Consider the following 24,802-nt stretch of genomic DNA (forward strand, 5'->3'; position numbering starts at 1 on the left):
TCTATCGATGTCACTTATGGCTCTTTTTTCTTCTGCCCCACGCTCAATTTGTGTGTTGCGTCTGTCGGCGATTGGCGATGTGTGCAATGCAGTGGCCGCCGTGCAAGCAATTCAACACCAATGGCCTGAAACTCATATCACGTGGATCACAGGAAAACTGGAAGCGCAGTTACTCACTGATTTACCGAATGTAAACGTGGTTATATTCGACAAAAAACAGGGGTGGAAAGCGTATCAAAAACTGTGGGCAGAACTTAAAGGGCAATCCTTCGATGCGCTTTTGCATATGCAGTATGCCTTTCGTGCCAGTATTGCCACTCTGGGTATTAAAGCTAAATATAAACTCGGTTTTGATGCCGCCCGCAGCCAAGATTTCCAGCACCTATTTACCAATGTAAAAGTGATATCGCCTCAAGCGCCTCATGTATTAGATGGCTTACTCGCGTTTGCAGAATGCCTTGGAGTCAAAGTTCTAGAACCTAAGTGGTCACTCACTTATTCAGATTCCGATCATCAATGGGCCAAGCAGCAACTTGCACATTCAAAGCGTAATTTAGTCGTGGTTCCTGCCGCGAGTAAGGCTTATAAAAATTGGACCGCTGAAGGTTATGTAACAGTGATAACTCATGCTCAACAACTTGGTTGGCATATTATTTTAGCCGGTAGCCCTGCGCAAATTGAAGTTGATCTAGCAGCCGAAATAGCGAGTAAACTGACTCAGCCGGTACTCAATGTCGTTGGTAAAAGCCAACTTAAAGAGATGTTGGCACTGCTCGACTTAGCCGATTTAGTGATAGCGCCAGATACAGGCCCAGCGCACATGGCCAATGCAATGAATACCCCAGTTATCGGTTTATACGCTCACCATAATCCGCAGCGCACAGGGCCTTATCAGTATCGTGATTATGTGGTGTCGGCTTATGACGAAGCACTGTTTGCCGAAACAGGAAAAACGAAAGAGCAAGTCAGTTGGCGTACTCGCGTCAAAGATGAACAAGCGATGCAGCGCATTCAAGCAAGCCATGTTATCCAAATGTTTGATAAGATAACGGCTGATTTTCAGCTAAACCCAATATCCGAGGAATGAATGTGAACAAACCTACTTTAGCCGTTGCGCTGATCGTTAAAAATGAAGCGCAACATCTGCAAGCTTGCTTGGAAACCGTTCACCAATGGGTAGATGAAATCGTCGTCTTAGATTCAGGTAGCAGTGATAATACCGAAGAGATTGCACGCCGTTATACTGACAAGTTTTTTGTCAATTCGCAGTGGCCTGGGTTTGGCCCACAGCGCCGCTTAGCGCAGTCGTATGTCGAGTCTGATTATGTGTTGTGGCTAGATGCCGATGAACGCGTGACCAAAGAGTTAAAAGAGAGCATTCAGCAAGCGGTCGCGGCTAATAAACCCAATACACTGTATCAATTTGCCCGTTTGAGTTGGGTTTTTGGCCGCTATATTCGCCACTGTGGTTGGTATCCTGATCGCGTGTTGCGCCTCTACCCAACTCAATTAACGCAATATAACGAGGCTTTGGTGCATGAAAAAGTCGAAGTCGCAGATGGCATGAAAGTCGAGAATCTTGCAGGTGATGCGATTCACTACACCTATAACGATATTCATCATTATTTAGTTAAATCCGCAGGTTATGCCAAGGCATGGGCAGAGCAACGAGAAAAACGTGGTAAGAAAAGCAGCATTAGCCAAGGTATTTTTCATGCGTTTGGCTGCTTTTTGAAAATGTACGTTTTAAAAGCAGGCTTTTTAGATGGTAAGCAAGGCTTCTTGCTTTCTTTATTATCGGCGCACTCAACCTTTGTTAAATACGCCGATTTATGGGTTAGAACCAGTACTGAGCCGCCCAAGGGTTAAGTTCAGCTAACACCGCATTAATATCAATGCGACTCATATCGGCCTGAGTTTCTTTGTCTTTTGCTTGTGGTGGACAAAAAGCGATATGGCGACCTTGTGAATTCAATGGTCGCCAACGCAGTGGCGTGGCTGAACGTTTGGCGGGGAAAAAGCCAACTGTGGGCACATCAATCGCAGCGGCAATATGCAAAGGCCCAGTTGAACCTGCGATAAAAATATCAGCGCAAGCAATCGAGCGTGAGAAATCAACAAGCCCTTCATTTTTATCATACAGTGCCGCTCGCCCGCCCTTTTCTTCAATCAAAGCTTTTAACTGCGCGGCTTTCACCTCTTCTCCCGGCCCAGCGGTGAGGATAATTTCTTGCTTGCTATCAATCCCCATCACTAACTGCGTGTATTGCTCTAGCGACAAATTATTCGCTGAGCCGCCGCTTCCGGCATGAACAAACACCCACGCTTTACTGGTATCGAGATGAAGTTGCGTAGCCAGTTTGCTTTTTTGTTCAACAAGCTTCGCTTGATCAAATTGTAGATAAGGTGCGCTCGGCTCGACAACCTCTTTGCCAATATCATGCAAAAAAGCGCGTACCAAATCTAAGTTATACTCATATTCTGGTTTGGCTGATTGAGAGCGTTTTTGCTTAATTCGTTTGTTGTAAAAAATTTGAGCGAATTTAGTCGCCGGCGCTAAACGATAAGGAATACGAGATTTCCAAACTAATAGTGCATTGTAAGTGGTCGAGAAGAGGTTGATCGAGGCATCAAAGTGTTGCTGTTTAATCGCTTGAATACATTGCTTTTTCTGCGCAGAGGACGCGTTTTCCGTTGGGTCGACCATCACCGCATCAATCCACGGGCAAAGCTCGGCCAGCGCGACGGTATAGCTGGGGACTAGCGCGGTAATATGGCAATCTGGCAACGAGGCTTTTAGCATCGCAAAACTTGGCCAAGCCAGCATGAAATCACCAATTTTATCGTTACGGATCACCAACAACTTATTCATCGTCTCTTCTCTCACTCGCTAAGTGTCACAGTTTAGTGCGGGCTACATCATACCGAGTTCAATAGGTAATTTTGAGTCTTTTTGTTAATATCAGTGCCAGTTAACCAATATGAGCCTTCCACTGTGAGCCAAAAAAGAATTTCGCGTGTGATTTATCCCGGCACTTTTGATCCCATCACCAATGGTCATTTGGATCTGATCGAACGCGCCGCCAATATGTTTGATGAAGTGATCATCGCCGTCGCCGCCAGCCCAAGCAAAAACACCATGTTTACTCTGCAAGAGCGGGTCGCCTTTGCCAGCGCCGTCACTCAACATTTAGAGAATGTCACTGCCAAAGGATTTGCTGGGTTAATGGTCGATTTTGCGCGTGATGAAAAAGCCAATGTGCTGATCCGCGGTTTGCGTACTACGGTTGACTTCGAGTATGAATTTGGTTTGACCAACATGTACCGCCGTTTGATGCCGGGGCTGGAAAGTGTGTTTCTTACGCCATCAGAGGAGCATGCGTTTATCTCCTCCACCATTGTGCGAGAAGTGGCGATTCATGGTGGAGAAGTTGATCAATTTGTTCCTGACATTGTCGCTAACGCCTTGCATGGCAAGAAAATATAGCCTTTAGGACGTACCTTATTTTTGGCAAGCAGAGCAGAAAAAGGTGTTACGCTGACCAATTTTCAGCGCTTCAATCGCTTGCCCACACGCTGGGCAAGGCTGCTGCGCTTTGCCATACACATTAAGCTCTTGAGCAAAATAGCCCGGTTTACCATCCGCTTGTGCAAAATCTTTTAAGGTTGTGCCACCTTGTTGAATCGCCGTTGCTAAGACTGATTTAATTTCTCGCACGAGGCAATTCCATTCAGTCAGTGTCAGCGAATGAGCGGGCCGAGTGGGGAGAATTCGCGCATTAAACAGTGATTCACTCGCGTAGATATTGCCTACGCCAACCACCACTTTATTTTCCATAATAAATTGCTTAACGGCGATACGTTTATTGTTCGCTTTTTGCGCAATGTAATCTGCATCAAAATCATCGGTTAATGGCTCAGGACCGATATTACTCAACGCAGAGTGGCTTTCTCCTTGTTCGCACCATAACCAAGCGCCAAATCGACGAGGATCGTGGTAGCGCAGCACCTTGCCATTGGTTAATCGCAGATCAACGTGATCATGCTTGCCTGCCGGAAAATCACACTCCAATACTCGCAATGAACCTGACATTCCCAAATGAACAATCGCGCTGCCAATATCGGTCTCTATCAATAAATATTTGGCCCGGCGGGCAATATTGCGGATCACTTGCCCTTCTAACTGTTTCAGCTCTTGAGGGATGGCCCAACGTAATTTGGGCGTGCGAAATGTCAGTTGTTGGATCGTTTGCCCAACTAGATGCGCGCTAATCCCCATTTTACTTACTTCAACTTCGGGTAACTCAGGCATGATAAATCTCGATTCTTCGTTCGTCGTTATTGGTTTGTTCAACGCTCAAAGAGAAATAATGACTCAGTTCGGAAAAAGAAAAGCTTCTTCTACCGAAAGTGCCACCCATTTCTCTTGCCAATTTTTCAATAACCAAAACTGGGGGGTTTGGTAGTAGGTGATCCTTTGCGGCTCTTCGCGATCCTGATACCACACCTCCACGGTTTGTGGGTTGCGTAGTAGAGACGCAAGCGACTCGTAAGTGGCATCATCTACTTCTGTACCAACTAAACTCTGCCAGCGTTGTGCCAATATTTCAGGAGCAACTGAAATTGCTTTGCTTGATCGCCAACGGTTTTGATTCAGTTCAAGTGACCAGTCAGTAAAATGCAGTGCTTGCAGCTGTGCATTTGGATTAATCACATAAGGATAAGGGCTAGCAGGCGGTTCAATAAGATAAGTTTTGATGACTGTGGGTAAATTCAAAATGGCAATAAAAGCAATAACAGCCAAGATAAGAATATTATTCCAACGGCGGCGATTGATACGCATAAGTGATCCCTAAGAGTTTATCTTTGAGTAACTTAGCACATTATAGTGAGAGCTGACATTGCAGGGTACAAATTCCAGATAATAAAAAACCCAGCCAAAGCTGGGTCTTTCAATGCTTACAAAGCGTAAAATCAATTACTTGATTTTGCCTTCTTTGTAAAGAACGTGCTGGCGAACTACTGGATCAAATTTCTTGATCTCAAATTTGCCTGGCATGTTGCGTTTGTTCTTGTCAGTTGTGTAGAAGTGACCAGTACCTGCAGAAGATATTAGTCGAATTTTCTCACGAATGCCTTTAGCCATTGCTCAATTCCTCTTAAACGTTTTCGCCACGTGCACGGATATCAACAAGAACAGCATCAATGCCTTTCTTATCGATGATACGCATGCCTTTAGCAGTTAGACGTAGTTTAACAAAACGTTTTTCGCTCTCTACCCAGAAACGATGAGTTTGTAGGTTCGGCAGAAAACGACGCTTAGTAGCATTTCGTGCGTGTGAACGGTTGTTACCCGTTATTGGACGCTTACCAGTTACTTGGCATACTCGGGACATGAATGTCTTCTCCAAATCGTTTCAGCTCGATATCAACCTTGGTGGCCGAACCTCGTTCTCGATGTATTAAGAAGTTTGAGGTTAAAAACCGTTATGGAAAATCCATACAAGGCTATCAAAGGTCGCGTATTATACTAACTTGACATGCATTGCTCAAGACCCGAACAGATCCTTTTTACGGATTTGGCGATCTTTTTTTAAGCAGAGCTGATTTAGGTTGATAATTTAGTGCGCGAATCATACCAGAATAATCTTAAGTCACAACCTAAAATGTGATTCAAATCCACCCTCTTTCTGCAAAAGAAATTACCTCGCCGTCGCCCACCACAAAATGGTCCAAAATACGGATGTCCACTAACGCAAGCGCATCGGTTAATCGACGTGTGATTCTGCGATCGGCTTGGCTAGGCTCAGCAACGCCTGACGGATGATTATGGGCCAATATTAATGCCGCTGCATTATGGTGGAGTGCTCTTTTAACTACCTCTCGAGGGTAAACGCTGGCCGCGTCAATCGTCCCCTCAAACAGCACTTCATCGCTGATCACTCGGTGTTGATTATCCAAAAACAGAATATAGAAGGCTTCTCGATGGCGATCGCGTAGCACACTCGATAAATAAAGCTTGGTTTGCTCTGGGCTAGTCAAAGCGCCACCTCGTTTGAGCGTTTCGGCCAAATAGCGCTGCGTCATTTCAAGCACCGCCTGCAATTGAACGTATTTGGCTTCGCCCAACCCTTTATGGCGGCAAAACTCTTGCTGGTTGGCCGAAAAAAGCGCTCGAAGTGATCCAAACTCGCGCAGCAGCAGATCCGAGAGAGCGAGTACATTCATTCCTTGAGTACCAGTACGAAGGAAAATCGCCAGCAGTTCAGCATCCGATAATGCCTGAGGACCGCGAGCAAGCAATTTTTCGCGTGGCATTGATTCTGTGGGCAGTGATTTGAGGCTCATTAAGCACTCCTAGGGCTAAAGGTACTCAGACAACATAGAGAAATAGCCAAGCCTGCAACTTTGCTTCTCTTTATTTAGGCTTGATTCATGGTTTTTTGTAATTGATAAGTGATGAAAGACGCAGAAACACTCGTCCAATATGAAAGGATTGAGCGGATCATAAGGTCACTCGATGCGAGAGTTGTGCTAACATAATGCGCAGAATTTTTGAGGAAAAGATAATGCAAACACTGGCAGGAAAAAAGATTCTGCTCGGCATTAGCGGCGGTATTGCTGCGTATAAATGTGCTGAGTTAACGCGTCGTTTGATTGAACGTGGCGCACAAGTACAAGTGGTGATGACTCACGCTGCAAAAGAGTTTATAACGCCACTGACCATGCAAGCCGTCTCTGGCAGGCCAGTTTCAGATAGCTTATTAGACCCAGCCGCCGAAGCGTCTATGGGCCATATTGAACTTGCCAAATGGGCAGACTTAGTCCTGCTAGCTCCCGCGACAGCGGATCTCATTGCCCGCGTCGCCGCAGGGATGGGTAATGATTTACTCACCACTTTGATTTTAGCCACCAATGCGCCAGTGGCCGTCTCGCCGGCAATGAATCAGCAGATGTATCGCAATATCGCCACACAAGAGAATATTGCCACGCTTAAACGCCGAGGAATGATGATTTGGGGCCCTGCAGCTGGTGAACAGGCGTGTGGCGATGTTGGCCCGGGCCGCATGCTTGAGCCAATGCAATTGGTTGAGCGCTGCGAGTTTTTTTTCCAAACAGAGGTAGCGAACAACACACTGCTCGCGGGAAAATCACTGTTGATTAGCGCAGGCCCAACCCGTGAAGCGCTCGATCCAGTTCGCTATATCAGTAACCACAGTTCAGGCAAAATGGGCTATGCGATTGCGCAGGCCGCCGCTCAATTGGGCGCGAAAGTGACTCTGATCAGTGGCCCGGTCAATTTGCTCACACCGCCACAAGTACAACGTATTGATGTGGAAAGTGCCTGCGATATGCATCAGCAAGTGATGGCGCAAGCGCAATCACATGATGTATTCATCAGTTGCGCCGCCGTAGCCGACTATCGCCCTGAGATCGTCGCCGATCAAAAGATCAAAAAAACCGATGCGAGCGATCACATGCTCATCACCATGGTCAAAAATCCCGACATCGTCGCTAGTGTAGCCGCATTGAAAGAAAACCGCCCGTTCACGGTAGGCTTTGCAGCTGAAACGCAGCAAGTTGAAAAATATGCCCGTGCTAAACTGCTCAACAAAAAACTGGATATGATCTGCGCCAATGATGTTTCTGTTGCGGGCCAAGGCTTTAACAGCAACGACAATGCATTAACCGTCTATTGGCAAGGCGGAGAGCAAGCATTACCTTTGAGTTCAAAATCTGCATTAGCTCACGCACTGATGCAACTGATCGCGAGTCAACTGTAGGCGACAAACAGACGTTCTAAGCTTCTTTTAGGGTTCATAGCGTTTATTGGGTGGTAAAATCACCACCCAGTTCAATCATTTTCATTTTTACGCTACGCAGTCCGAAAACTGTCCGTTAAACTACTGCGCTTAACGGACAATACCCAAACCATCTGAAGGGTATAAATATTTGCTCACAAGCATGTGGTAACTAAAAGGAAATCGGGTCATGGCCGTCAATAAGAAAATCAATCGTCGTGAAGAGATTCTACAAGCACTCGCTGAAATGCTGGAATCTAACGATGGTGCATCACGCATCACCACAGCAAAGCTTGCTAAGCAAGTGGGCGTTTCTGAAGCGGCTTTGTACCGTCATTTTCCGAGTAAAGCACGGATGTTTGAAGGCTTGATTGAGTTTATTGAAGAGTCTTTAATGTCGCGGATTAATCGCATTTTGGATGAAGAGAAAGATACACTCAACCGCATCCGCTTAGTGCTACAACTTATCTTGGCTTTTTCGGAACGTAACCCGGGCTTGACACGAATTTTATCCGGCCATGCTCTAATGTTTGAAAATGAGCGACTGCGTGAACGGATCAACCAACTGTTCGAACGCATAGAAACGTCACTACGCCAGATCCTTCGCGAACGTAAACTGCGTGAAGGTAAATCCTTCCCCGTCGACGAAAGCATTTTAGCCGCTCAATTGCTTGGTCAAGTGGAAGGCAGCTTAAATCGCTTTGTGCGATCTGACTTTAAATACCAACCGACGGCAAATTTTGAAGCGTATTGGGCGTTATTAAGCGCTCAGATTGAGTAAAAACCGCCGCCAACGTCGTGATAAAGAATCATCAGTGAAAGAATCAAGAGTAATGAGCAAAGAAAAATACGGTAAACCTGAGTTTTCCCTCTCGCTACTGCACCCTAAATATTGGGGCGTGTGGCTTAGCTTTGGACTACTCGCTTTAATGGTCAACCTGCTTACTTATTCTGCGTTACTAAAAATAGGACGCAGCATGGGCGCGTTTGGAATGCGCTTTGCTAACAAGCGAGTACACATTGCCACGCGTAATCTACAGCTATCTTTTCCAGAGAAAAGTGCAGGTGAGATTGAGCATATTGTTAACGAAAACTTTAAAAACACTGGCATGGCGCTGATAGAAACCGGAATTACTTGGTTTTGGCCGACTTGGCGTTTTGCTCGCCTGCTTGATGTGAAAGATGTCAGTGCCCTTTTGCAACTCAAACAAGAAAAACGTGGCGCACTGCTGTGTTGCGTACATGCGTTAAATTTAGAAATTACAGCACGCGCTTTTGGTGTAATAGGCCTTGAAGGCTATGGCGTTTACCGCCCACACAGCAACCCTGCGTATGAATTTATCCAATACCGTGGTCGCACACGCAATGGCAATAAACTAATCTACCGCACCGACATTAAACAGATGATCCGCGTACTCAAAAAGGGCGAGCGCCTATTTTATCTACCCGATCAAGATTACGGCCATAACAAATCGGTGTTTGTTCCCTTCTTTTCGGTCAAAGAAGCGTGTACCACCACAGGCACCAGTATTCTGGCTTATACTAGCCAATGTGCGATTGTCCCTGGTTCAGGGTTTCGAAACGCCAACGGAAAATATGAAATCATCGCCGATAAAACCATTGATGGCGACTATCCAAAAGATGACATGACCGCTGCCGCCGCTTACATGAATAAATACGTTGAAGAAGTGATTCTACGCGCACCAGAACAGTGGATGTGGCTGCATAAGCGTTTTAAATCTTTGCCAGATGAAACGTTAACTAACTCTCGCTATTTATAACTAGAAAAAGGTTTTGCTTTCAATGAGCAACAACGAAAACAGCACAGACAAACACTTGCACAACCCCACATTCCAATGGTCTTTTTTACACCCAAAACATTGGGGAACTTGGATTGGGATCTTCTTTGCCGCTCTGTTCGCCTTTATGCCACCCGCATGGCGAGATAGGCTAGCACGCAAATTATCCACCTTTGCGGTACGCAAAAACGGTCGTGTTGTACGCCGCACGCGAGTGAATCTGGAAAAATGCTTTCCTGAAAAATCCCCGCAAGAACGCCAGGCTATTTTGGAAGAAACCTTTGTCAAAGCAGCACAATACATGCTCGGTTATTCGGAGTTTTTGGTTCGTTCCACAAAACACAATCAGCAACGCGGCATCATGATTGGTGAAGAGAACTTATTGCCATTGTTAGATGCTGGCGAGAACGTGATCATCCTCGCTCCTCACGCTTGGGCGGTCGATTACCCTGCGGTAATGCTTGCGGCAAAAGGCTATAAAGTAACCACCATCATGAAGCCACAGCGCAATCCTATCGGTGATTGGTTAATGCACGTCCAACGCATGCAATATGGCGGGCGTATTTTTGCACGTGATGCTGGAGTAAAACCGTTTGTACGTTCAATTAAAGATGGATACTTAGGCTACTGGCTGCCCGATGAAGACTTTGGCCCGGCCAACTCGGTCTTTGTTCCATTCTTTGGCACTGAAAAAGCCACGTTAAAAGGTTTTGGTAAAATGGCGCGCCTATCAAAGGCGAAAGTCGTGCCAATTTTGCCTGCTTATAACGATAAAACCTGTAAGTACGAAGTGCATATTTTGCCTGCATTAGAAAACTTTCCAACTGGCGATGAAGAGCAAGATGCACGTGCTATGAATAAGGCGATTGAAGATTTAGTCACACCACGCCCAGAACAGTACATGTGGAATTTATCACTGTTGAAAACGCAGCGTGATGGCTCGGAAATTTACGATAACTCGCACCATGGCGATCAAAGTTAATCGCTAGAATAACTAAACTAATAACAAACAAGCCCCGAGCGACAAACTCGGGGCTTTTACTTTTCAATAAGTGGCTCTACGATTCGCAAATAAGTTGATGCTTAAATTCCGTACTGAGCACGATACGCTTTTACCGCCTCAAGGTGCTTAGCATCTGCCCCTTTCTCTTCAAGGTAAGTAACCAGATCGGTCAGGCTAACAATTGAGATGATCGCGCAACCAAAATCACGCTCGACTTCTTGAATTGCAGAAAGCTCTCCTTTGCCTTTTTCTTGGCGGTCAATTGCTACCAAAACACCAGCAAGATCCGCACCGTTAGCTTGAATGATTTCCATCGACTCACGAATGGCAGTACCAGCTGTAATGACATCATCCACCAGCATAATGCGCCCTTCTAATGCGCTACCGACCAAGTTACCGCCCTCACCGTGGTCTTTCGCTTCTTTACGGTTAAAGCAATACGGCGTATCAACATCATGATGATCAGCCAACGCTACTGCCGTTGTAGTCGCAATTGGGATCCCTTTGTACGCCGGTCCAAATAGCACATCAAACTCAATCCCAGAATCGACCAAAGCAGCGGCATAAAAACGCCCTAAGCGCGCTAAATCACGGCCAGTATTAAACAAGCCAGCGTTAAAGAAATAAGGGCTTTTTCGGCCAGACTTCAAAGTAAACTCGCCAAACTTCAAGACTTCTTTTTCTAGTGCAAATTCAATAAATTCACGCTGGTATGCTTTCATGATTTTCTCTCTCTTAACTCATACACTTTGGTTTATTTCTCTTTCTCAACAAGAACAACCCCCTCCTAGCCTCCCTCGAAAAGGGGGGAGGTACTAAGATGGTGCTCACCTCCCCTCAAGGGCGATATTAGGAACACTTCCTTCATTCCCTCCCCTTATAGGGGAGGGTTAGGGTGGGGTCATCACGTACAACAATACAATGAATAAAACGGGCAAAAAAATAGCCCCCAACTGGGAGCTACTTGATCAATCTAATAACGATGCTTTCTGCGCTTCAACAATATCAGCGATGCCTTTCTTGGCAACGGCCAGTAAATCCATCAGCTCTTCATGGCTAAACGGTTCACCCTCTGCGGTGCCTTGAATTTCAATCATCTTACCGTTTTCAGTCATCACCACATTCATATCGGTATCAGCGGCAGAATCTTCCACGTATTCCAAATCACATAAAATGTTTTCACCCAAGATGCCAACTGAGACAGCAGCAACATGGCCTTTCATTGGATTCTTCTTCAATTTACCGCTAGCAACCAAATGAGCAAACGCATCCGCTAGTGCCACACTTGCGCCCGTAATTGATGCAGTACGAGTACCACCGTCCGCTTGAATAACGTCACAGTCAACCGTGATCATCACCTCTGGCATGGCCTCTAAATCCACCACAGCACGTAAGCTGCGAGCGATGAGACGTTGGATCTCCATGGTGCGGCCACCTTGCTTACCGTTGGTCGCTTCACGACGAGTCCGTGAATGGGTTGCACGTGGCAGCATGCCGTATTCGGCAGTAACCCAACCTTTACCCTGACCTTTCAACCAGCGAGGAACACCCTCTTCGACAGTGGCATTACACAATACTTTGGTATTACCAAATTCCACCAATACTGACCCTTCAGCATAAGCAGTGTAGTTGCGAGTGATTTTAATTGGGCGAATTTGATCGGCCGCGCGGTCATTTGGACGCATAGTGCATCTACCTTTTATCGGGTGAGACGGAATCGATTGGGGCGAGATTATAGCGGATTAGCCGCCTTGACGCTAGGTTGGTCACCCTTTGCATTGGCGTGAACCTAGTATACGCGTGAAGCTAGTGCTAACATATCTCTCGTTTGATATTTCATCTTCGTGAGCAAAGGACAAATCAATGATTTACAGCATGACCGCGTACGCGCGTAAAGAAGTTAAAGGTGATTGGGGTACCGCGGTATGGGAAATTCGCTCGGTAAACCAACGTTATCTTGAAACCTACTTCCGCCTGCCGGAACAATTTCGTGGTCTTGAGCCTGTACTGCGTGAACGCTTTCGCCAACGTTTAGCGCGCGGCAAAGTAGAATGTCACTTACGTTATGAAGCAAACCCTGCGGCCAAAAGTGAGCTGAATATCAATGAAGCACTCGCCAATCAAGTGATTAAAGCCGCCAACCAAGTCATGCACATGACGGGCGAGTTAAGCCGCATTAATCCATTTCAAATCATGCAGTGGCCCGGCGTAATGGAAACACCAGAACAAGACATGGACAGTATTAATAAAGCCTTATTAGCAGGCTTTGATGACGCAATCATTGAATTCATTGACGCACGTGGCCGTGAAGGTGACAACATGAAGGCGTTAATCGAGCAACGCCTGACGGCGATCAGTGAAGAAGTGGTCAAAGTGCGCGCACGCATGCCAGAAATCCTGCAATGGCAACGTGAACGCCTATTGACTAAGTTTGAAGAAGCAAAGATTGAGCTTGATGCGACACGCGTTGAGCAAGAGCTGATTTTACTTGCACAAAAATCAGACGTTGCCGAAGAGTTAGACCGCCTCGATTCGCACGTCAAAGAAGCACGTAATGTGCTCAAAAAAGGCGGTTCATGTGGCCGTAAGCTCGATTTCATGATGCAAGAATTTAACCGCGAATCGAACACATTAGCCTCGAAATCAATCAGCACCGACATCACGGCCTCCGGCGTCGAACTTAAGGTTCTGATTGAACAAATGAGAGAGCAAATTCAAAACATCGAATAGTTTTTCAGCTTCGGCGATTCAGATTAAGTTGATGACGATGGATAAAAACACGGAAGGCACCATAGCCTTCCGTTATCTAGTTAACTCACAAAGTAACCATGCAGGCTACTTACTGACACTGATCATTTCGTTGAAGTACTCGACTTGCTGTTCCATGCTCAGACTTTGATTATTTGAACCCAGCGCCCAGATAAAGAAACCACCGTAACCATTCTCTTTTTGCCACTTGGCACGGTTGAGGTTGTTTTCACGGCTTTCCACAAAATTGCCGTTTGGCCCCCACTGGCTATTGATCGTATTGCCCAAAACAATTTTCGACTTGTCTCCAATGTATTGAGCGTAATTGGCCATCGCGACATCGTAGAGGAAGTTTTGGCCGGCGTCATAGGTCATGACGTTGAAGAAATCGAAATCGTTCTTGGTTGCTTGTAACAGATCGATCACTTCACCATGGTGAGACGAGCGACCTGATGGCTCAACGTAAGAACAATTTTCAAACACACTTGAATCCATGCATGCCACAGGATCAGCACCGACATGGTATGTGGTCAGCGACAACACTTTATTGTCTCCCACTTTTTGGCGTATCAGTTTAATCAATGCGGTTAGGTCTTGGTTCTCTTTATCGGTAATGCGCGCTGCTTTCTCGAAGTCGAAGTCAAGACCATCGATTTGCACATAACCCGCTAATTGGTACTTGCTGTAATCACATTGGCCATCACCCCCCGTCGCAAGGCAGTCACCCACCACCTCTTCTGGTTTTAGGTTCTTCTTATAGACAGGGAAGGGTTTGTTGACCAATTCAACGAGGCCATTGGCCACCGCCTCCCGATTTACATCGCTACCAATCGCAGACCAAATACTTTCATAAGTTTGACCACCAAACGCGACCATCATGGTGACATTGCTATTATCGTGTTTTAAGGTTGACCACGCTAAGTACTGAGATGGCATCCAATCTGGGTTGTAACTTGGTGGGGTTACCATGTCATCAGAAATCGTAATGTTGCCGCTAGCATCCCATTTACCGAACGATAATAAATAACCGTCACCTTCAGAATTAAACAGTTTTTCATAATCGTTTAATCCCCAAGAAGTGAGATAACTAATGGCACGGTCTGGGTTATCGGCAAGGCCACCACCACCGGTACTCTCTTTCACTGTAATATTGGATGGGGCTGACATTTGCTCTTGATTGGCACTGTTGAGCGCCTTTGCGTAAATAGCGTAGTTGCCTGCTTGCGCTCCAATCCACTCATATTCATAAGGTGCTTCGGTGTCTTGATTCAGCACCTTGCCGTTGGCAATAAACGTCACGGACGCCACCTCGCCTTCATAGCTCTTAGCATCCGCTTTGATTGAGATCGCTCGGCCTTCAAAGAAGCTTGAACCGTCTACAGGGGAAGAGAGTGACACCAGCAGATCTTTATCAGTAATGGCAATCGAAATCGGTGCAGTTTGAGCACTTGCGCCTTGATCGTCATACGCGGCAACCGTGAGTGTGTATTGTCCTTCAACTTGAGCAGGCACAGTGATGGTGTAGAGGTCGCCCGAAGAAGAGATGGATGTTGCAACGACTTCGCCATTCAATTGAACATCGACACGCGCCACTTGGGTATCGTCGCTCGCCTCAACGACCACCTCAAATGGCTGATTGGGTGCTATTTTTTGTCCATTTTCTGGCGATTGAACATGCACTTCAGGAACAGGGTTAGGATCGCACTCACCAACGTCATTCCATGCATCTTTCCATGCATCTGGATAATTTGGATGCCCAGTACCTGGTGTCCATACTGGGTTACCACACCAACCTGCGATTTCACATGAGTAGATATGGCCAATATTGGTTACCTCATCTCCCACTTGATAGCTCACGCCATCTTGGTACTGAGCAACGTCACCGCAACTACCACTCACATCAGTAACCGTAATCGTCAGATTTTTTTGTGTTACATGCCGTTCATCATCTTGCGCTTCAACACGTAATGCAGCGCTTCCGGCCGTTTGAGGGGTCCAGTCACAAGAGAACACTTGCTCTGTTTTGGCATCGATACTGCAAACTTCGGTGTCATTAGCAAAAAATTTAACGGTAGCCAGATCATTATCAGCATCGGTCACTTCAGCAGAGATCGTCAAACTTGTACCTTGTGGGTGGGACGATGCCGCTTCTGGGGAAATGAACTCAACGACCGGAGGATTAGGCGCCGTCGATTCTGACTCGACAGAAACAGGCACGCTTTGCTCAGAGAGCTTATCGCCTTCCTCATTGAACGCGATAACTGAAATGGAAGCGGCTCCTATTTCTTTCGGTTGCCACACTTGCTGATACTCGGTGACACCTTGCTTCAATGGTTGTTGAGCAATTTTGTCTTGGTTAGCCCAAAACTCAAGCTTACCAGCGCTCTCACCATCAATACGAGCCATAATGCTGACGCCTGTGCCTGTGTATACCACTGAATTTGGCGCTGGAGAGAGAATATCTAGCGAAAAATCGGGCGGTGGTGTGATGCCCCCTTCCATTTTCACAATAACAGAATCTTCAAAAGCACTCAGGTTTTCCAATGAACCACCAAAAGCGATCGTCAAGGAGAGTGATTCTGAGGCATTCAGAACGCTGTCAACCCAAGCACCTTCAGGGAATTTAAGCGCCACTGAATGGAGAATACCGCCTGCTTGAGCGGTATGAGATAGACTCCACGTAGGATGGGATAGCGCCGATGATTGCCAACCTATATCGTTAATCGCAACGGGTAATACAAATTCGATGACCGCATCGCGCATATCCGCTGAATCTGCTCCTGTATTTTTAATCGCTAAGGTGTAAGTGCTCCACCATTGCCCCTCTGACTCAGCAACCGCATCAGCGCTAAACTCAGCAGCAATAGCCTGAGATATTGGATTTAAAAGTAGGCCAGAGAAAAGGATGGTTAGGCCTAAAGCCCGATAGTAGTTTTTATCGGCTACTGAGACTAGCGTGTTTTTCTGATTAAACATTATTTAATACCCTCTTATTATTAAATTTATAATTTTCGGTATATTTATTAGCACCACCACTGAAAAATCATGAACATTGCCGAAAATAAAGACTTCCCAACACTGAAAAATCATGAACACTCCCGAAAACAAAGACTTCCCAGCACCTTCAAAAGGCTTTGTATCGTAGGCTCCATCAGCACAGACTTTCACAATTTGGTGGCGTAACGGGTTGAGCTACGTCGGTAGAACTTCATTTTCGCCGACAGATTCTAGGCTGACAACAGCGGAAATCAGTTCATGCGTACTTGAATCAATCGCAAGGTGTAGCTTTCGCCAAAAACGGCGCTTTTCCTTGCCATGCTTACGCATTTTCCACTCTCTCAACACCTTCAAACCTGTAGCAACGCCCCAGAAAAGAGTAATGCCAGGGCTTGTCAATTCCATATGACAGACCATTCTAATTTGAGGGTAAGTATTTTCGCGATGTTGATTACTTTGAGTTTCAAAGACTTGATGATTTTCTAACGTGTCTGCGGTTCGCCATACTACGCCATCAACGGCGAATAAATTAAGTCCCGCCCATTGTTCAAACGAATTCGTTTCATATACGTGTTGAGCGACGGCTTTAAATACCTCTTTTACTGCATCCGCCCCCAAACGTTGCCTTGCTTGGACCAAAGCACTTGGTGCGACCAACGGTTTTCTATTTGGCAACATGATATCCATCTGAGTAGCGATATCCCAGACAGACTTCTGACGATATAGTGCCATTCCGATGATTGACCATAGCACCGTTTCGAGTGGTAGTCGGCACTTTCTCAACGTGGCGACTCCAGCTTGTTCGAACCCTTGCTGAATAAGCTCTGGCGATAGCAACTCTGCGTATTTTTCAAAAGTATGGAAGGTATTACAGGACTTAAAGGCTGTGGCTAATTCGCTTTCAAAACGCATAAAAAAATCCGATATCAGATAACTAATATCGGATTTTGAAGCCTTTTAAAGATCGGTCAAATGATCTCGAAAATTTCTTAACTGATCGGCATTACCCCCAACAGGAGGCTCATTTTATTTTGAGATTGCAGAGGTAGTGCTGGGTAATATCTTAACACTCAGTCGTTTGTCTGCTTGTAAATATTGATTAGCAACATGACGCAGATCATTCGTACTCACCTGATTGATGGCGTGACGAACCTCCTGCCAACGACTATAGCGATGCGGATAAGTTTGAGTTAACGATGCGACATCAAGCCAAAATACATTCTTTTCTGGCAGGCTATCTAACCATTGTAGAAGCGGTTGTTTCGCTCGTTGCAACATATCAGCATCAATGCCATGATCAGCTTTCACTCGAGACAATACCGCATCGAAACTCTCTTCCACTAATTTAAGTTGCGTTGTGTCTGTCACACTGAACAGCCCCAAATAACCAAATCCTGTGGGAAGGAAATCATTGCTGCTAAATGGGTAAGGTGAGTAACTCGCGCCAGCCTTTTCTCTCACTTCTTCCGTCAACAAAATACTGAGAACCTCTTCAAGCAGCATCAGTTTTGCGTAGTGTTCGGCATTCACCTTATCAGTCGTTGGCCACAGCCAAGCCAGTGCCGCGGCATTGGCTGAACCTTGATGCTCAACAATATGTGAAGCAGGCAATGATGGAAACTCAACGCGCTCAACTTGCAGCTCTTTTTCTGGATGACGCGGCAAAGCGCCCAGTGTTTTAGCAACCGATTGAATCGTTTTCTCTTCGTCAAGATCACCCACAATGGCAATTTCTAAAAGGCCTTTATCTACCGCCGAGGCAAACACTGGGGCTAATTCTGAAAAATGACGCTTTAACAGTTCCTCGTCATGGCTACGAAATCGTGGGTCGTCAGGGTGCAATAATTCAGGTAATACCGTCCAAAATGCCTCTTCTGGCGTCGTGTTCTGGCTGTTACTCGCTGCCAGTACTCGTTGACGAAATTGGTTCATCCCCTCTTCTCGCCAGCCCGGGCTCGTTAAAAATGCCGTTTGCAGTGCTAACTGTTGGTCAAGCGACGCTTGATTGGTGAAATCCTGACTCGCAAAACCAAGCGTTCCAACATTGAACCCCGTCGTCACATTGGCAGCAGAAAAGAGATGAATTAACTGCTGAAACGAATGCTGCTCTAACCCACCAGCAACAAAGCCATCATTAAACAGTGCCTGAATGCCCTCTTTTCTAGGTAACGGATATTCGCCAAAACCTAATGAAAGATTGAGGTAGATGACGTTTTTCTCTAACTCAGTTGGCTTGATGTTGAGCTTAACGCCATTGGCAAATTTCAACATCCGAATCCCCGTTTCGGGATCTCGCTTGTCGTGAACGAGCGTGCCCGCCTCACCAAATTCACGGTAGGCAAATGCCTCGACCGATGATATTTGATAAGGCTCTACTGGCTGTTTTTGGCTTTGTTCATATACATCGAGTAGCGTTTGATTGATTTCCTCAACCTTGTATGGCCCAGAAAGATAAATCCACGGCTTACCTTGCCAACGTTCTGTAAGCAGGTCGCGCAATCGAGCTGCGGTGATTTGAGGTTGATAAGCTTCAAAAAAAGCAAGCGCGAACGTCGGTTCAATCGGGACAAATTGCTGAGCATCACTTGTCACTAGGCCTTGCGCAATCGAAATACTATGCAAGGTATCGCTACTTGCTGCTCTTTGCTGATAATCAGCATGTATTGCCTTGATCGCTTGATCAATTTCGCTCTGATTAAAGCCGTATCGAATCGCTTGTCGCACCGTCTGTTCAAGTAATGTCAGCCCATGCCGCCACTGCTCGGGCAAGGTTACCAGCGACAATTCCATCCGTGATGCGATACCGAAGTCTTGATCAATACTAACAAAAGCATCCGTTATCCCTTCTTGGCCTATCAGATGGGGAAGTAAACGTTGGTAGAGTAAGTTCGACAATATTGATTCAAGGATCATTTCATGGCGGCTTTCTACGCTATCAGCTTGTCGCTCTTGTGGTGCAATCACACCAAGCGAAATTTGGGTCGGCAAACGAGCATCAAAGAAAGCATCGGCTTGCAAGTGCGTCCTTACTGCAGGCAACATCAAATGGTCAGCCCGTAGCGATACCGCATCCCGGTGAGGTACCCAGTTAGAAAAAAGTCGTTTGATCTGCTCTTCGGCCTGAGCAACATCAAGGTCTCCCACCACAATGATTGTGGTGCGCTCTGGCGTGTAAAAACGTTGATAGAGTGAACGTAACTGCTCTGAGCTAGCATGTTTTACTACATCGAGATCACCAATTGGCAAACGTTTTGACAAAGGGCTCCTCGGATATAAGAAGCTCAGCTGTTGACGATAATTATCTACATCAGCGGAATTTCTCTCTTTCCATTCCGCCACAACAACCGGTTTTTCTTGCTCTAACGCCTTTGGCTCAAGCTTAAGGCGATCCGCAATCTCTCTCATCAGCCACAAACCAGTTGCTACTTTTTGTGAGTCTCCTTGAGCAATATTGAACTCATACACGGTTTGATTGAATTGAGTCACCGCATTGGTATCGGATCCAAAACTTAATCCTAACCGTTCAAGTTGGCGAATCATCTCCCCTTCGGCTACAGAGTCCGAACCTTTAAACGCCATGTGCTCTAAAAGATGCATCAAGCCTTGTTCTTGCTCTGACTCAACTAAAGAGCCACCCGCAATGCGCATACGCATAATGACAGCATGAGCAGGTGTGGTGTTATGGACTAATTGGTACCTTAAGCCATTTTCAAGCTGACCTTCGTGAATGCGATGACTTTTAGGTAACTCCGTCGATAACGAACTAGCCGACATGACAAGCAGCAATAATAAGCTCAATGGGTGAAAAAATAGAATATGACGCAAATTAAGATTCTCAGTATGCATGGAACAACACTCATTCTAATTGAGTGCTTATTATTGCCCTTTTATTGGATTTATAAATACATCAAGACAATTCCATACAAAAAAGTACAATCTTTTCAAATCACAGCATGGCGAGCAAACGCGTATCACGCCCCCCTTGAATATCAGCTTGGCTGGCTTATATTGCTCTACAAAAACTTTGTGCAATAACGTAGCCAAATTACAAGAAAACACAGTATTATCACCCCTTATTCCACATACTTCGTGGAGATCATAAACGGAATAATTATGGAAAATATCGTCGAAAAACTACTCTATTCAGCGCGCTGGATTATGGCGCCTATCTATTTGGGGTTAAGTTTAGTGCTGCTGGCATTAGGCATTAAATTTTTCCAAGAAGTGTTTCATCTGTTACCTAACATCTTGAGCACCGATGAAGTCAGCCTGATTTTAGTGACACTTTCTTTGATTGATATTTCATTGGTTGGTGGGTTGATTGTGATGGTGATGTTTTCAGGCTATGAGAATTTTGTCTCTAAAATTGATATCGCCGAAGAGGATGATAAGCTCGGCTGGCTCGGAAAATTAGACACAGGATCGTTGAAAAATAAGGTTTCGGCATCGATTGTCGCCATCTCCTCAATTCATTTGCTGAAAGTCTTCATGAACACTGAAAATATCGACAGTGAAAAAATCAAGTGGTACTTACTGCTGCACATTACCTTTGTCTTATCGGCCTTTGCGATGGGTTATTTAGATAAAATCACCAAAAAATAGCCGCAAGCCCTGTATACACAGGGCTATTCGTTAACACTATCGATCATGTGGGTTACATATCGTTGCTACGCCAAGGCACTACCATCATTTTATTAATAAGAAAAACGACTTATCTGGCACAGTGAGCAGCTTTGTTACGATGCTAAATACCATCGATGCCAATGGTAAATAGACTGAGCTTATTTTGAACGATTGACCAACAGTAACAGCAAGAAATAGCTCCCACCGAGAATCGCCACCAGCGTGCCAGCCGCAATTTGCATCGGATAAACGATCACCTGTCCGAGCCAATCCGCCCACAACATTAATGATGCACCGACTAAACTTGCCACCAGCAGTTGGGTTTTACTTTGCTGCGCGCCTAGCATCATCGCCATGTGTGGCGCAATCAAACCCACAAACGACACTGGCCCCATCGTCGCCGTCACCAGCGTACATAACAGCGCCACAATGGTCAATAAAATCAAACTGGTGCTTTGCGCATTAACGCCGCGCGCACTGGCAAAACGACGACCAATGGAGATTAAAGTCAGCCAACGCGACAGCGCGATGGTGGCCGCGGCCAGCAACAGCACCAAAACGGCCAGCAACAGCGCTTGGTCAGGCGTAACGCGATAGGTTGAGCCTGCCAACCACTGTAAAATTCGATAACTGTCTTCTGACCCTTTAGCCAAGCAAAATTGCACTAAGGATTCAAGCAATGCGGTGATGGCTATCCCGGTTAAAATCAAACTCGACGCGGCGTATTGATGGCGCTTACCCAGCACAACTAATGCCGCCAACACCAGCAAACTACCCAACAACGCTGTCACCCAATGAGCGGCTAACAAGCTTTGACCTAAAAAGAGATTGGCAAACACCAACGCAAACGTCGCCCCTGACGAGACCCCTAAAATATCTGGGCTGGCTAACGGGTTGTATATCAAACGTTGCAAAATGCTACCTGCTAGTGCAAGACCAATACCGGCACACAATGCGGTAAGCATGCGCGGCCAGCGTAATGACCACTGATAGCTGCTTGGCAGTGCCAATTGCCAACTGAGTTCGTTCATTTGAAACAACGTATGCAACCCAAGTGCTGCCAGCATCATTAACAACAACCCCAATAATGCGACACGGCTTAATGATGCGCGCGACTGAGGCAGTGAGATAGTCAAGGTATCTTGCGCCTTGAGCTGACGGCGACTAAACCAGATCAATGCGGGCGCGCCAATCGCCGCGGCTGTGATACCGCTGGCGATGACTTGCGTAGTCCATAGGCTCAACCACATTGCGAGCATATCGGTTAATAAAAGCAGTAACGCGCCAAGCAGTAAGCTCGAATAGAGCTCTTGTTTGGGCGTTCTTGCCCCCATAGCACGGGCGATGTTTGGCGTGAGTAGCCCGATAAAACTGATGACGCCCACCGCTGTAATCGAGGCTGAAACCAACCAAATCCCGAGCACCATTAAGATTAAAAATGCAGGAATGACAGGCAGACCACGAGCCGCAGCACCTTGATGACCTAAACGCAATAACGTCAGAACCCTTGGCGCAAACAATAAAATCAATAAGGAGACCGATAACCGCGGCAGCAACCACTGCACCCAATCCCAGCCATTTTGCGCCAGATCGCCCGCGCCCCACATGAAGACGTTTTTGGCGTATTGTTCATTGAGTAGAATCAGTGCCGTCGCAATCGCGCCAAGTAGCAGGTTCACCACCATGCCTGCCACAATTAACGGCAAGCCCGTCATGTTACGCACACCAGCAATCACCACGATCAACGCAAATGCGAGCAAAGCACCACTCATTGCCGCCAACGCGCTGTAACTGGCAACTAGGCTTGGAAAACCAATGTTGAGAATAATCAGCGCCAGCCAAGCTCCAGATGAGGTGCCCAGCGTCAATGGTGAAGTGAGGTTATTCTGCGTCAGTTGTTGCATCACACTGCCGACCAAACCTAACATCGCGCCCACCAGCAACGTCATCACCAAACGGGGCAATTGACCATATAGGAAATTGAACTCCGCAAAAGAGCTCGCTTCACGTTGCGCCCACAACAGTTGCCATTGCGTGACTAGATCAACGCCATTGCCAATTTGCACACTGAGCATCGCCGCAAGCAGCAGCGCACTACTCAGTACGAGAAACACTTTTCCGTTCATGACTTAGGCGCAACCTCAAGCAAACTGCGTGTCAGCGCTTCTGCAATGTATTGTAGTGACATCGCGCCGCCGTAGTTCCAGACACTCTCAACCGAGTTCACTCGCGCTTGACGCACAAACGGCATCGCTTGCCAAAGCATTGATTTTTCTAGCTGTGCTTGCTGGGCAAATGGCAAGAAATAGAGCACATAACCTTGCTCAACATACTGCAAATCCGTTAACCGATGTTGCACAATCCCCCACTCTTTGGCGGGCTGAGGCAGCGCTTCATACAAGCCCAATTGCTTCAGCACATAATGAGTGGTGGAGTTTTCACCGTAAAGGAACACCGAGGTTGGATTAGCAAAACGCATCGCCACCACCGCGGGTGTTTGATGAGAAAACGCGATGTCAATTTGTGCTTTTAACTGCGCAAAACGTTCCGTCATTGTGGTCAGTTTTTGCTCGGCGAGCGCTTGCTTGTCAAAGAGCTGCGCTAATTGGCGAAAATGGTCAATCGCGACTGCACCACTGTCATCACTGGCTTGAAAATTAGAGAAATAGAGTACCGGAGCAATGCGCTCTAACGGTGTGATTAAATCTTGCTGCGGCGCAGCAGCGAGAATGAGATCTGGTTTCAGTGCAGCAATTTTTTCCAAATTGGGTTCAACGCGCGTGCCGATATCTTCTACCCCTTGCGGCACTTGCGGTTTGACAACCCAATCTTGATAACTGGCAAGCTCTGGCGCGCCAACGGGTGTGATACCCAGTTCAATCACTTGCTCAAGTAAATCCCAATTGAGCACCACCGCACGTTGTGGCCGCTGCTGTAGAGTTTGCTCTCCGCGGCTGTCGTGTACGGTCAATGGCGCGCTAAAAGCGACACTCGAAAAAACAGAGAGTAAGCCAGCAACCAGCCAGCGCTTTACAAGGTTTAAGCACATACAATCGCGACCTTATGCGTGTGAGAATCTGAATTGGACATTGGGTGATCCAGCAGTTGGATCGGCGTTTGATAAAGCGCCGATAAACGTGCTTCATCGACCAATAAAGAGGCATCGCCTTCAAAAGCAACCTTGCCCTGCTTGAGCGCGACAATGTGGGTCGCGTAACGTAGCGCAAGGTTCAAATCATGCAAAATGACGATAATTCCGCAGCCTTGTGTTTGGTTTAATTGCGCAAGCAGAGCCATTAACTGATATTGGTGCTGCACATCTAACGCTGAAGTTGGCTCATCTAAAATCAGCACCGGAGACTGCTGCGCCAACAGCATCGCCACCCAAGCGCGTTGCCTTTCACCGCCAGACAATTCATCTGCCAAGGTATAGGCAAATTCAGTGACGCCGGTTTGGGCGATCGCTTGATCGATGATCACTTCATCCTGATTTTGCCAGCGACCAAAAGGACCACGCCACGGAAAACGCCCAAGGCGCACTAACTCTCGTACCGTTAACCCCGCTGAAGTTGGCAATTTTTGTGGCAAAAACGCCACCGCTTTAGCCAGCGCTCTGGCGCTGAGCTCGGCAATCGGCTGCTGGTTAAGTAACACGTCGCCACGGTCAGGTGCTTGCTGACCAGAAATCAAACTCACCAGCGTGGATTTACCAGAGCCATTATGGCCGAGTACCACAGTTAACTCTGTGGTGGGAATATTCAGTGATTCAATGGATAAAATGCTTCGTCCACCGCGTACCACTTGAACATTTGATAAGGTAAACATCACTC

At 46.5% G+C, this 24,802-nt stretch carries 22 protein-coding genes and 2 pseudogenes; 9 read left to right on the forward strand and 15 right to left on the reverse strand.

Going from position 1 to position 24,802, the window contains the following annotated elements; translation table 11 throughout:
- Positions 1–16: 16 nt before the first annotated feature.
- Both PL85_RS00480 and PL85_RS00485 read left to right on the forward strand, forming a co-directional pair.
- Complete coding sequence (locus PL85_RS00480; RefSeq protein WP_115339369.1) at positions 17–1,087, forward strand: glycosyltransferase family 9 protein; 1,071 nt, start codon at positions 17–19, stop codon at positions 1,085–1,087.
- On the forward strand, positions 1,084–1,869 hold the full coding sequence (locus PL85_RS00485) for a glycosyltransferase family 2 protein (RefSeq protein ID WP_019282784.1): 786 nt from the start codon (positions 1,084–1,086) through the stop codon (positions 1,867–1,869). Before PL85_RS00480 ends, PL85_RS00485 begins: the two co-directional genes overlap by 4 nt.
- On the opposite strand, the gene PL85_RS00490 is transcribed toward PL85_RS00485, so the two are convergent.
- Complete coding sequence (locus PL85_RS00490; RefSeq protein WP_019282785.1) at positions 1,838–2,872, reverse strand: glycosyltransferase family 9 protein; 1,035 nt, start codon at positions 2,870–2,872, stop codon at positions 1,838–1,840. The genes PL85_RS00485 and PL85_RS00490 overlap by 32 nt on opposite strands.
- Before the next feature lie 123 nt (positions 2,873–2,995).
- Here PL85_RS00490 and coaD point away from each other — a divergent pair, with 123 nt between their 5' ends.
- On the forward strand, positions 2,996–3,487 hold the full coding sequence (gene coaD / locus PL85_RS00495) for a pantetheine-phosphate adenylyltransferase (RefSeq protein WP_026028196.1): 492 nt from the start codon (positions 2,996–2,998) through the stop codon (positions 3,485–3,487).
- Between the two features lie 15 nt (positions 3,488–3,502).
- On the opposite strand, the gene mutM is transcribed toward coaD, so the two are convergent.
- The 5 genes from mutM to radC all read right to left on the reverse strand — a co-directional run bounded on the left by mutM (position 3,503) and on the right by radC (position 6,348).
- Entirely contained in the window at positions 3,503–4,312 is an 810-nt protein-coding gene (gene mutM, locus PL85_RS00500) for a bifunctional DNA-formamidopyrimidine glycosylase/DNA-(apurinic or apyrimidinic site) lyase (protein WP_019282786.1), read from the reverse strand.
- Positions 4,313–4,375: 63 nt separating this feature from the next.
- Complete coding sequence (locus PL85_RS00505) at positions 4,376–4,843, reverse strand: hypothetical protein (protein ID WP_013855728.1); 468 nt, start codon at positions 4,841–4,843, stop codon at positions 4,376–4,378.
- Positions 4,844–4,978: 135 nt separating this feature from the next.
- On the reverse strand, positions 4,979–5,146 hold the full coding sequence (gene rpmG / locus PL85_RS00510) for a 50S ribosomal protein L33 (RefSeq protein ID WP_010318992.1): 168 nt from the start codon (positions 5,144–5,146) through the stop codon (positions 4,979–4,981).
- Positions 5,147–5,159: 13 nt separating this feature from the next.
- Positions 5,160–5,396 carry a 50S ribosomal protein L28 gene (rpmB, locus tag PL85_RS00515; protein WP_004397476.1) on the reverse strand — a complete coding sequence of 79 codons (237 nt, stop codon included), beginning with the start codon at positions 5,394–5,396 and terminating at the stop codon, positions 5,160–5,162.
- A gap of 277 nt (positions 5,397–5,673) precedes the next feature.
- The gene (radC, locus tag PL85_RS00520; RefSeq protein WP_010318993.1) at positions 5,674–6,348 is read right to left on the reverse strand and encodes a RadC family protein; all 675 of its coding nucleotides are present in this window, start codon (positions 6,346–6,348) and stop codon (positions 5,674–5,676) included.
- A 221-nt stretch (positions 6,349–6,569) separates the two neighbouring features.
- Here radC and coaBC point away from each other — a divergent pair, with 221 nt between their 5' ends.
- The 4 genes from coaBC (at position 6,570) to lpxM (ending at position 10,583) form a co-directional block, all read left to right on the forward strand.
- Entirely contained in the window at positions 6,570–7,784 is a 1,215-nt protein-coding gene (coaBC, locus tag PL85_RS00525; RefSeq protein WP_064626049.1) for a bifunctional phosphopantothenoylcysteine decarboxylase/phosphopantothenate--cysteine ligase CoaBC, read from the forward strand.
- Positions 7,785–7,992: 208 nt separating this feature from the next.
- Positions 7,993–8,583 carry a nucleoid occlusion factor SlmA gene (slmA, locus tag PL85_RS00530; protein WP_010318996.1) on the forward strand — a complete coding sequence of 197 codons (591 nt, stop codon included), beginning with the start codon at positions 7,993–7,995 and terminating at the stop codon, positions 8,581–8,583.
- A gap of 52 nt (positions 8,584–8,635) precedes the next feature.
- On the forward strand, positions 8,636–9,583 hold the full coding sequence (gene lpxL / locus PL85_RS00535) for an LpxL/LpxP family Kdo(2)-lipid IV(A) lauroyl/palmitoleoyl acyltransferase (RefSeq protein WP_029388343.1): 948 nt from the start codon (positions 8,636–8,638) through the stop codon (positions 9,581–9,583).
- A 22-nt stretch (positions 9,584–9,605) separates the two neighbouring features.
- Positions 9,606–10,583, forward strand: coding sequence for a lauroyl-Kdo(2)-lipid IV(A) myristoyltransferase (lpxM, locus tag PL85_RS00540; RefSeq protein WP_029388344.1), 978 nt, complete (start codon positions 9,606–9,608; stop codon positions 10,581–10,583).
- A gap of 101 nt (positions 10,584–10,684) precedes the next feature.
- Here lpxM and pyrE read toward each other — a convergent pair whose 3' ends face one another.
- Together pyrE and rph are read right to left on the reverse strand one after the other, a co-directional pair.
- Positions 10,685–11,326, reverse strand: a complete 642-nt coding sequence (pyrE, locus tag PL85_RS00545; protein WP_013855722.1) for an orotate phosphoribosyltransferase — start codon at positions 11,324–11,326, stop codon at positions 10,685–10,687.
- Positions 11,327–11,572: 246 nt separating this feature from the next.
- Positions 11,573–12,289, reverse strand: coding sequence for a ribonuclease PH (rph, locus tag PL85_RS00550; protein ID WP_017042236.1), 717 nt, complete (start codon positions 12,287–12,289; stop codon positions 11,573–11,575).
- A 178-nt stretch (positions 12,290–12,467) separates the two neighbouring features.
- Between rph and PL85_RS00555 the strand changes: the two genes are divergently transcribed.
- On the forward strand, positions 12,468–13,334 hold the full coding sequence (locus PL85_RS00555; protein WP_013855720.1) for a YicC/YloC family endoribonuclease: 867 nt from the start codon (positions 12,468–12,470) through the stop codon (positions 13,332–13,334).
- Positions 13,335–13,439: 105 nt separating this feature from the next.
- On the opposite strand, the gene PL85_RS00560 is transcribed toward PL85_RS00555, so the two are convergent.
- From PL85_RS00560 to PL85_RS00570, 4 genes and pseudogenes are all read right to left on the reverse strand, one after another.
- The gene (locus tag PL85_RS00560; protein ID WP_069212058.1) at positions 13,440–16,328 is read right to left on the reverse strand and encodes an Ig-like domain-containing protein; all 2,889 of its coding nucleotides are present in this window, start codon (positions 16,326–16,328) and stop codon (positions 13,440–13,442) included.
- Positions 16,329–16,484: 156 nt separating this feature from the next.
- Positions 16,485–16,967, reverse strand: a pseudogene (locus tag PL85_RS18770) (transposase); the annotation flags it as partial.
- Positions 16,947–17,261: pseudogene (locus PL85_RS18775) on the reverse strand (transposase domain-containing protein); the annotation flags it as partial. The pseudogenes PL85_RS18775 and PL85_RS18770, both read right to left, overlap by 21 nt.
- A gap of 114 nt (positions 17,262–17,375) precedes the next feature.
- Positions 17,376–20,195 (reverse strand): M16 family metallopeptidase, encoded by a 2,820-nt coding sequence (locus tag PL85_RS00570; protein ID WP_234826550.1) that lies wholly within the window; start codon positions 20,193–20,195, stop codon positions 17,376–17,378.
- Positions 20,196–20,462: 267 nt separating this feature from the next.
- Here PL85_RS00570 and PL85_RS00575 point away from each other — a divergent pair, with 267 nt between their 5' ends.
- A complete protein-coding gene (locus PL85_RS00575) occupies positions 20,463–20,951 on the forward strand; it encodes a TIGR00645 family protein (protein WP_017045929.1) in 489 nt (162 codons plus the stop codon).
- Between the two features lie 179 nt (positions 20,952–21,130).
- Here the strand turns inward: PL85_RS00575 and fhuB are convergent, their stop codons facing one another.
- From fhuB to PL85_RS00590, 3 genes are read right to left on the reverse strand one after another with little or no spacing between them, the layout of a single operon-like run.
- The gene (gene fhuB / locus PL85_RS00580) at positions 21,131–23,098 is read right to left on the reverse strand and encodes a Fe(3+)-hydroxamate ABC transporter permease FhuB (RefSeq protein ID WP_115339371.1); all 1,968 of its coding nucleotides are present in this window, start codon (positions 23,096–23,098) and stop codon (positions 21,131–21,133) included.
- A complete protein-coding gene (locus tag PL85_RS00585) occupies positions 23,095–24,021 on the reverse strand; it encodes an iron-siderophore ABC transporter substrate-binding protein (RefSeq protein WP_069212057.1) in 927 nt (308 codons plus the stop codon). The genes fhuB and PL85_RS00585 overlap by 4 nt, the downstream gene beginning before the upstream one ends.
- Positions 24,012–24,797, reverse strand: coding sequence for an ABC transporter ATP-binding protein (locus PL85_RS00590; RefSeq protein ID WP_029388345.1), 786 nt, complete (start codon positions 24,795–24,797; stop codon positions 24,012–24,014). The genes PL85_RS00585 and PL85_RS00590 overlap by 10 nt, the downstream gene beginning before the upstream one ends.
- Between the last annotated feature and the right edge of the window lie 5 nt (positions 24,798–24,802).

Source organism: Vibrio anguillarum, from assembly GCF_001989995.2.
GTDB classification, from domain to species: domain Bacteria; phylum Pseudomonadota; class Gammaproteobacteria; order Enterobacterales; family Vibrionaceae; genus Vibrio; species Vibrio anguillarum.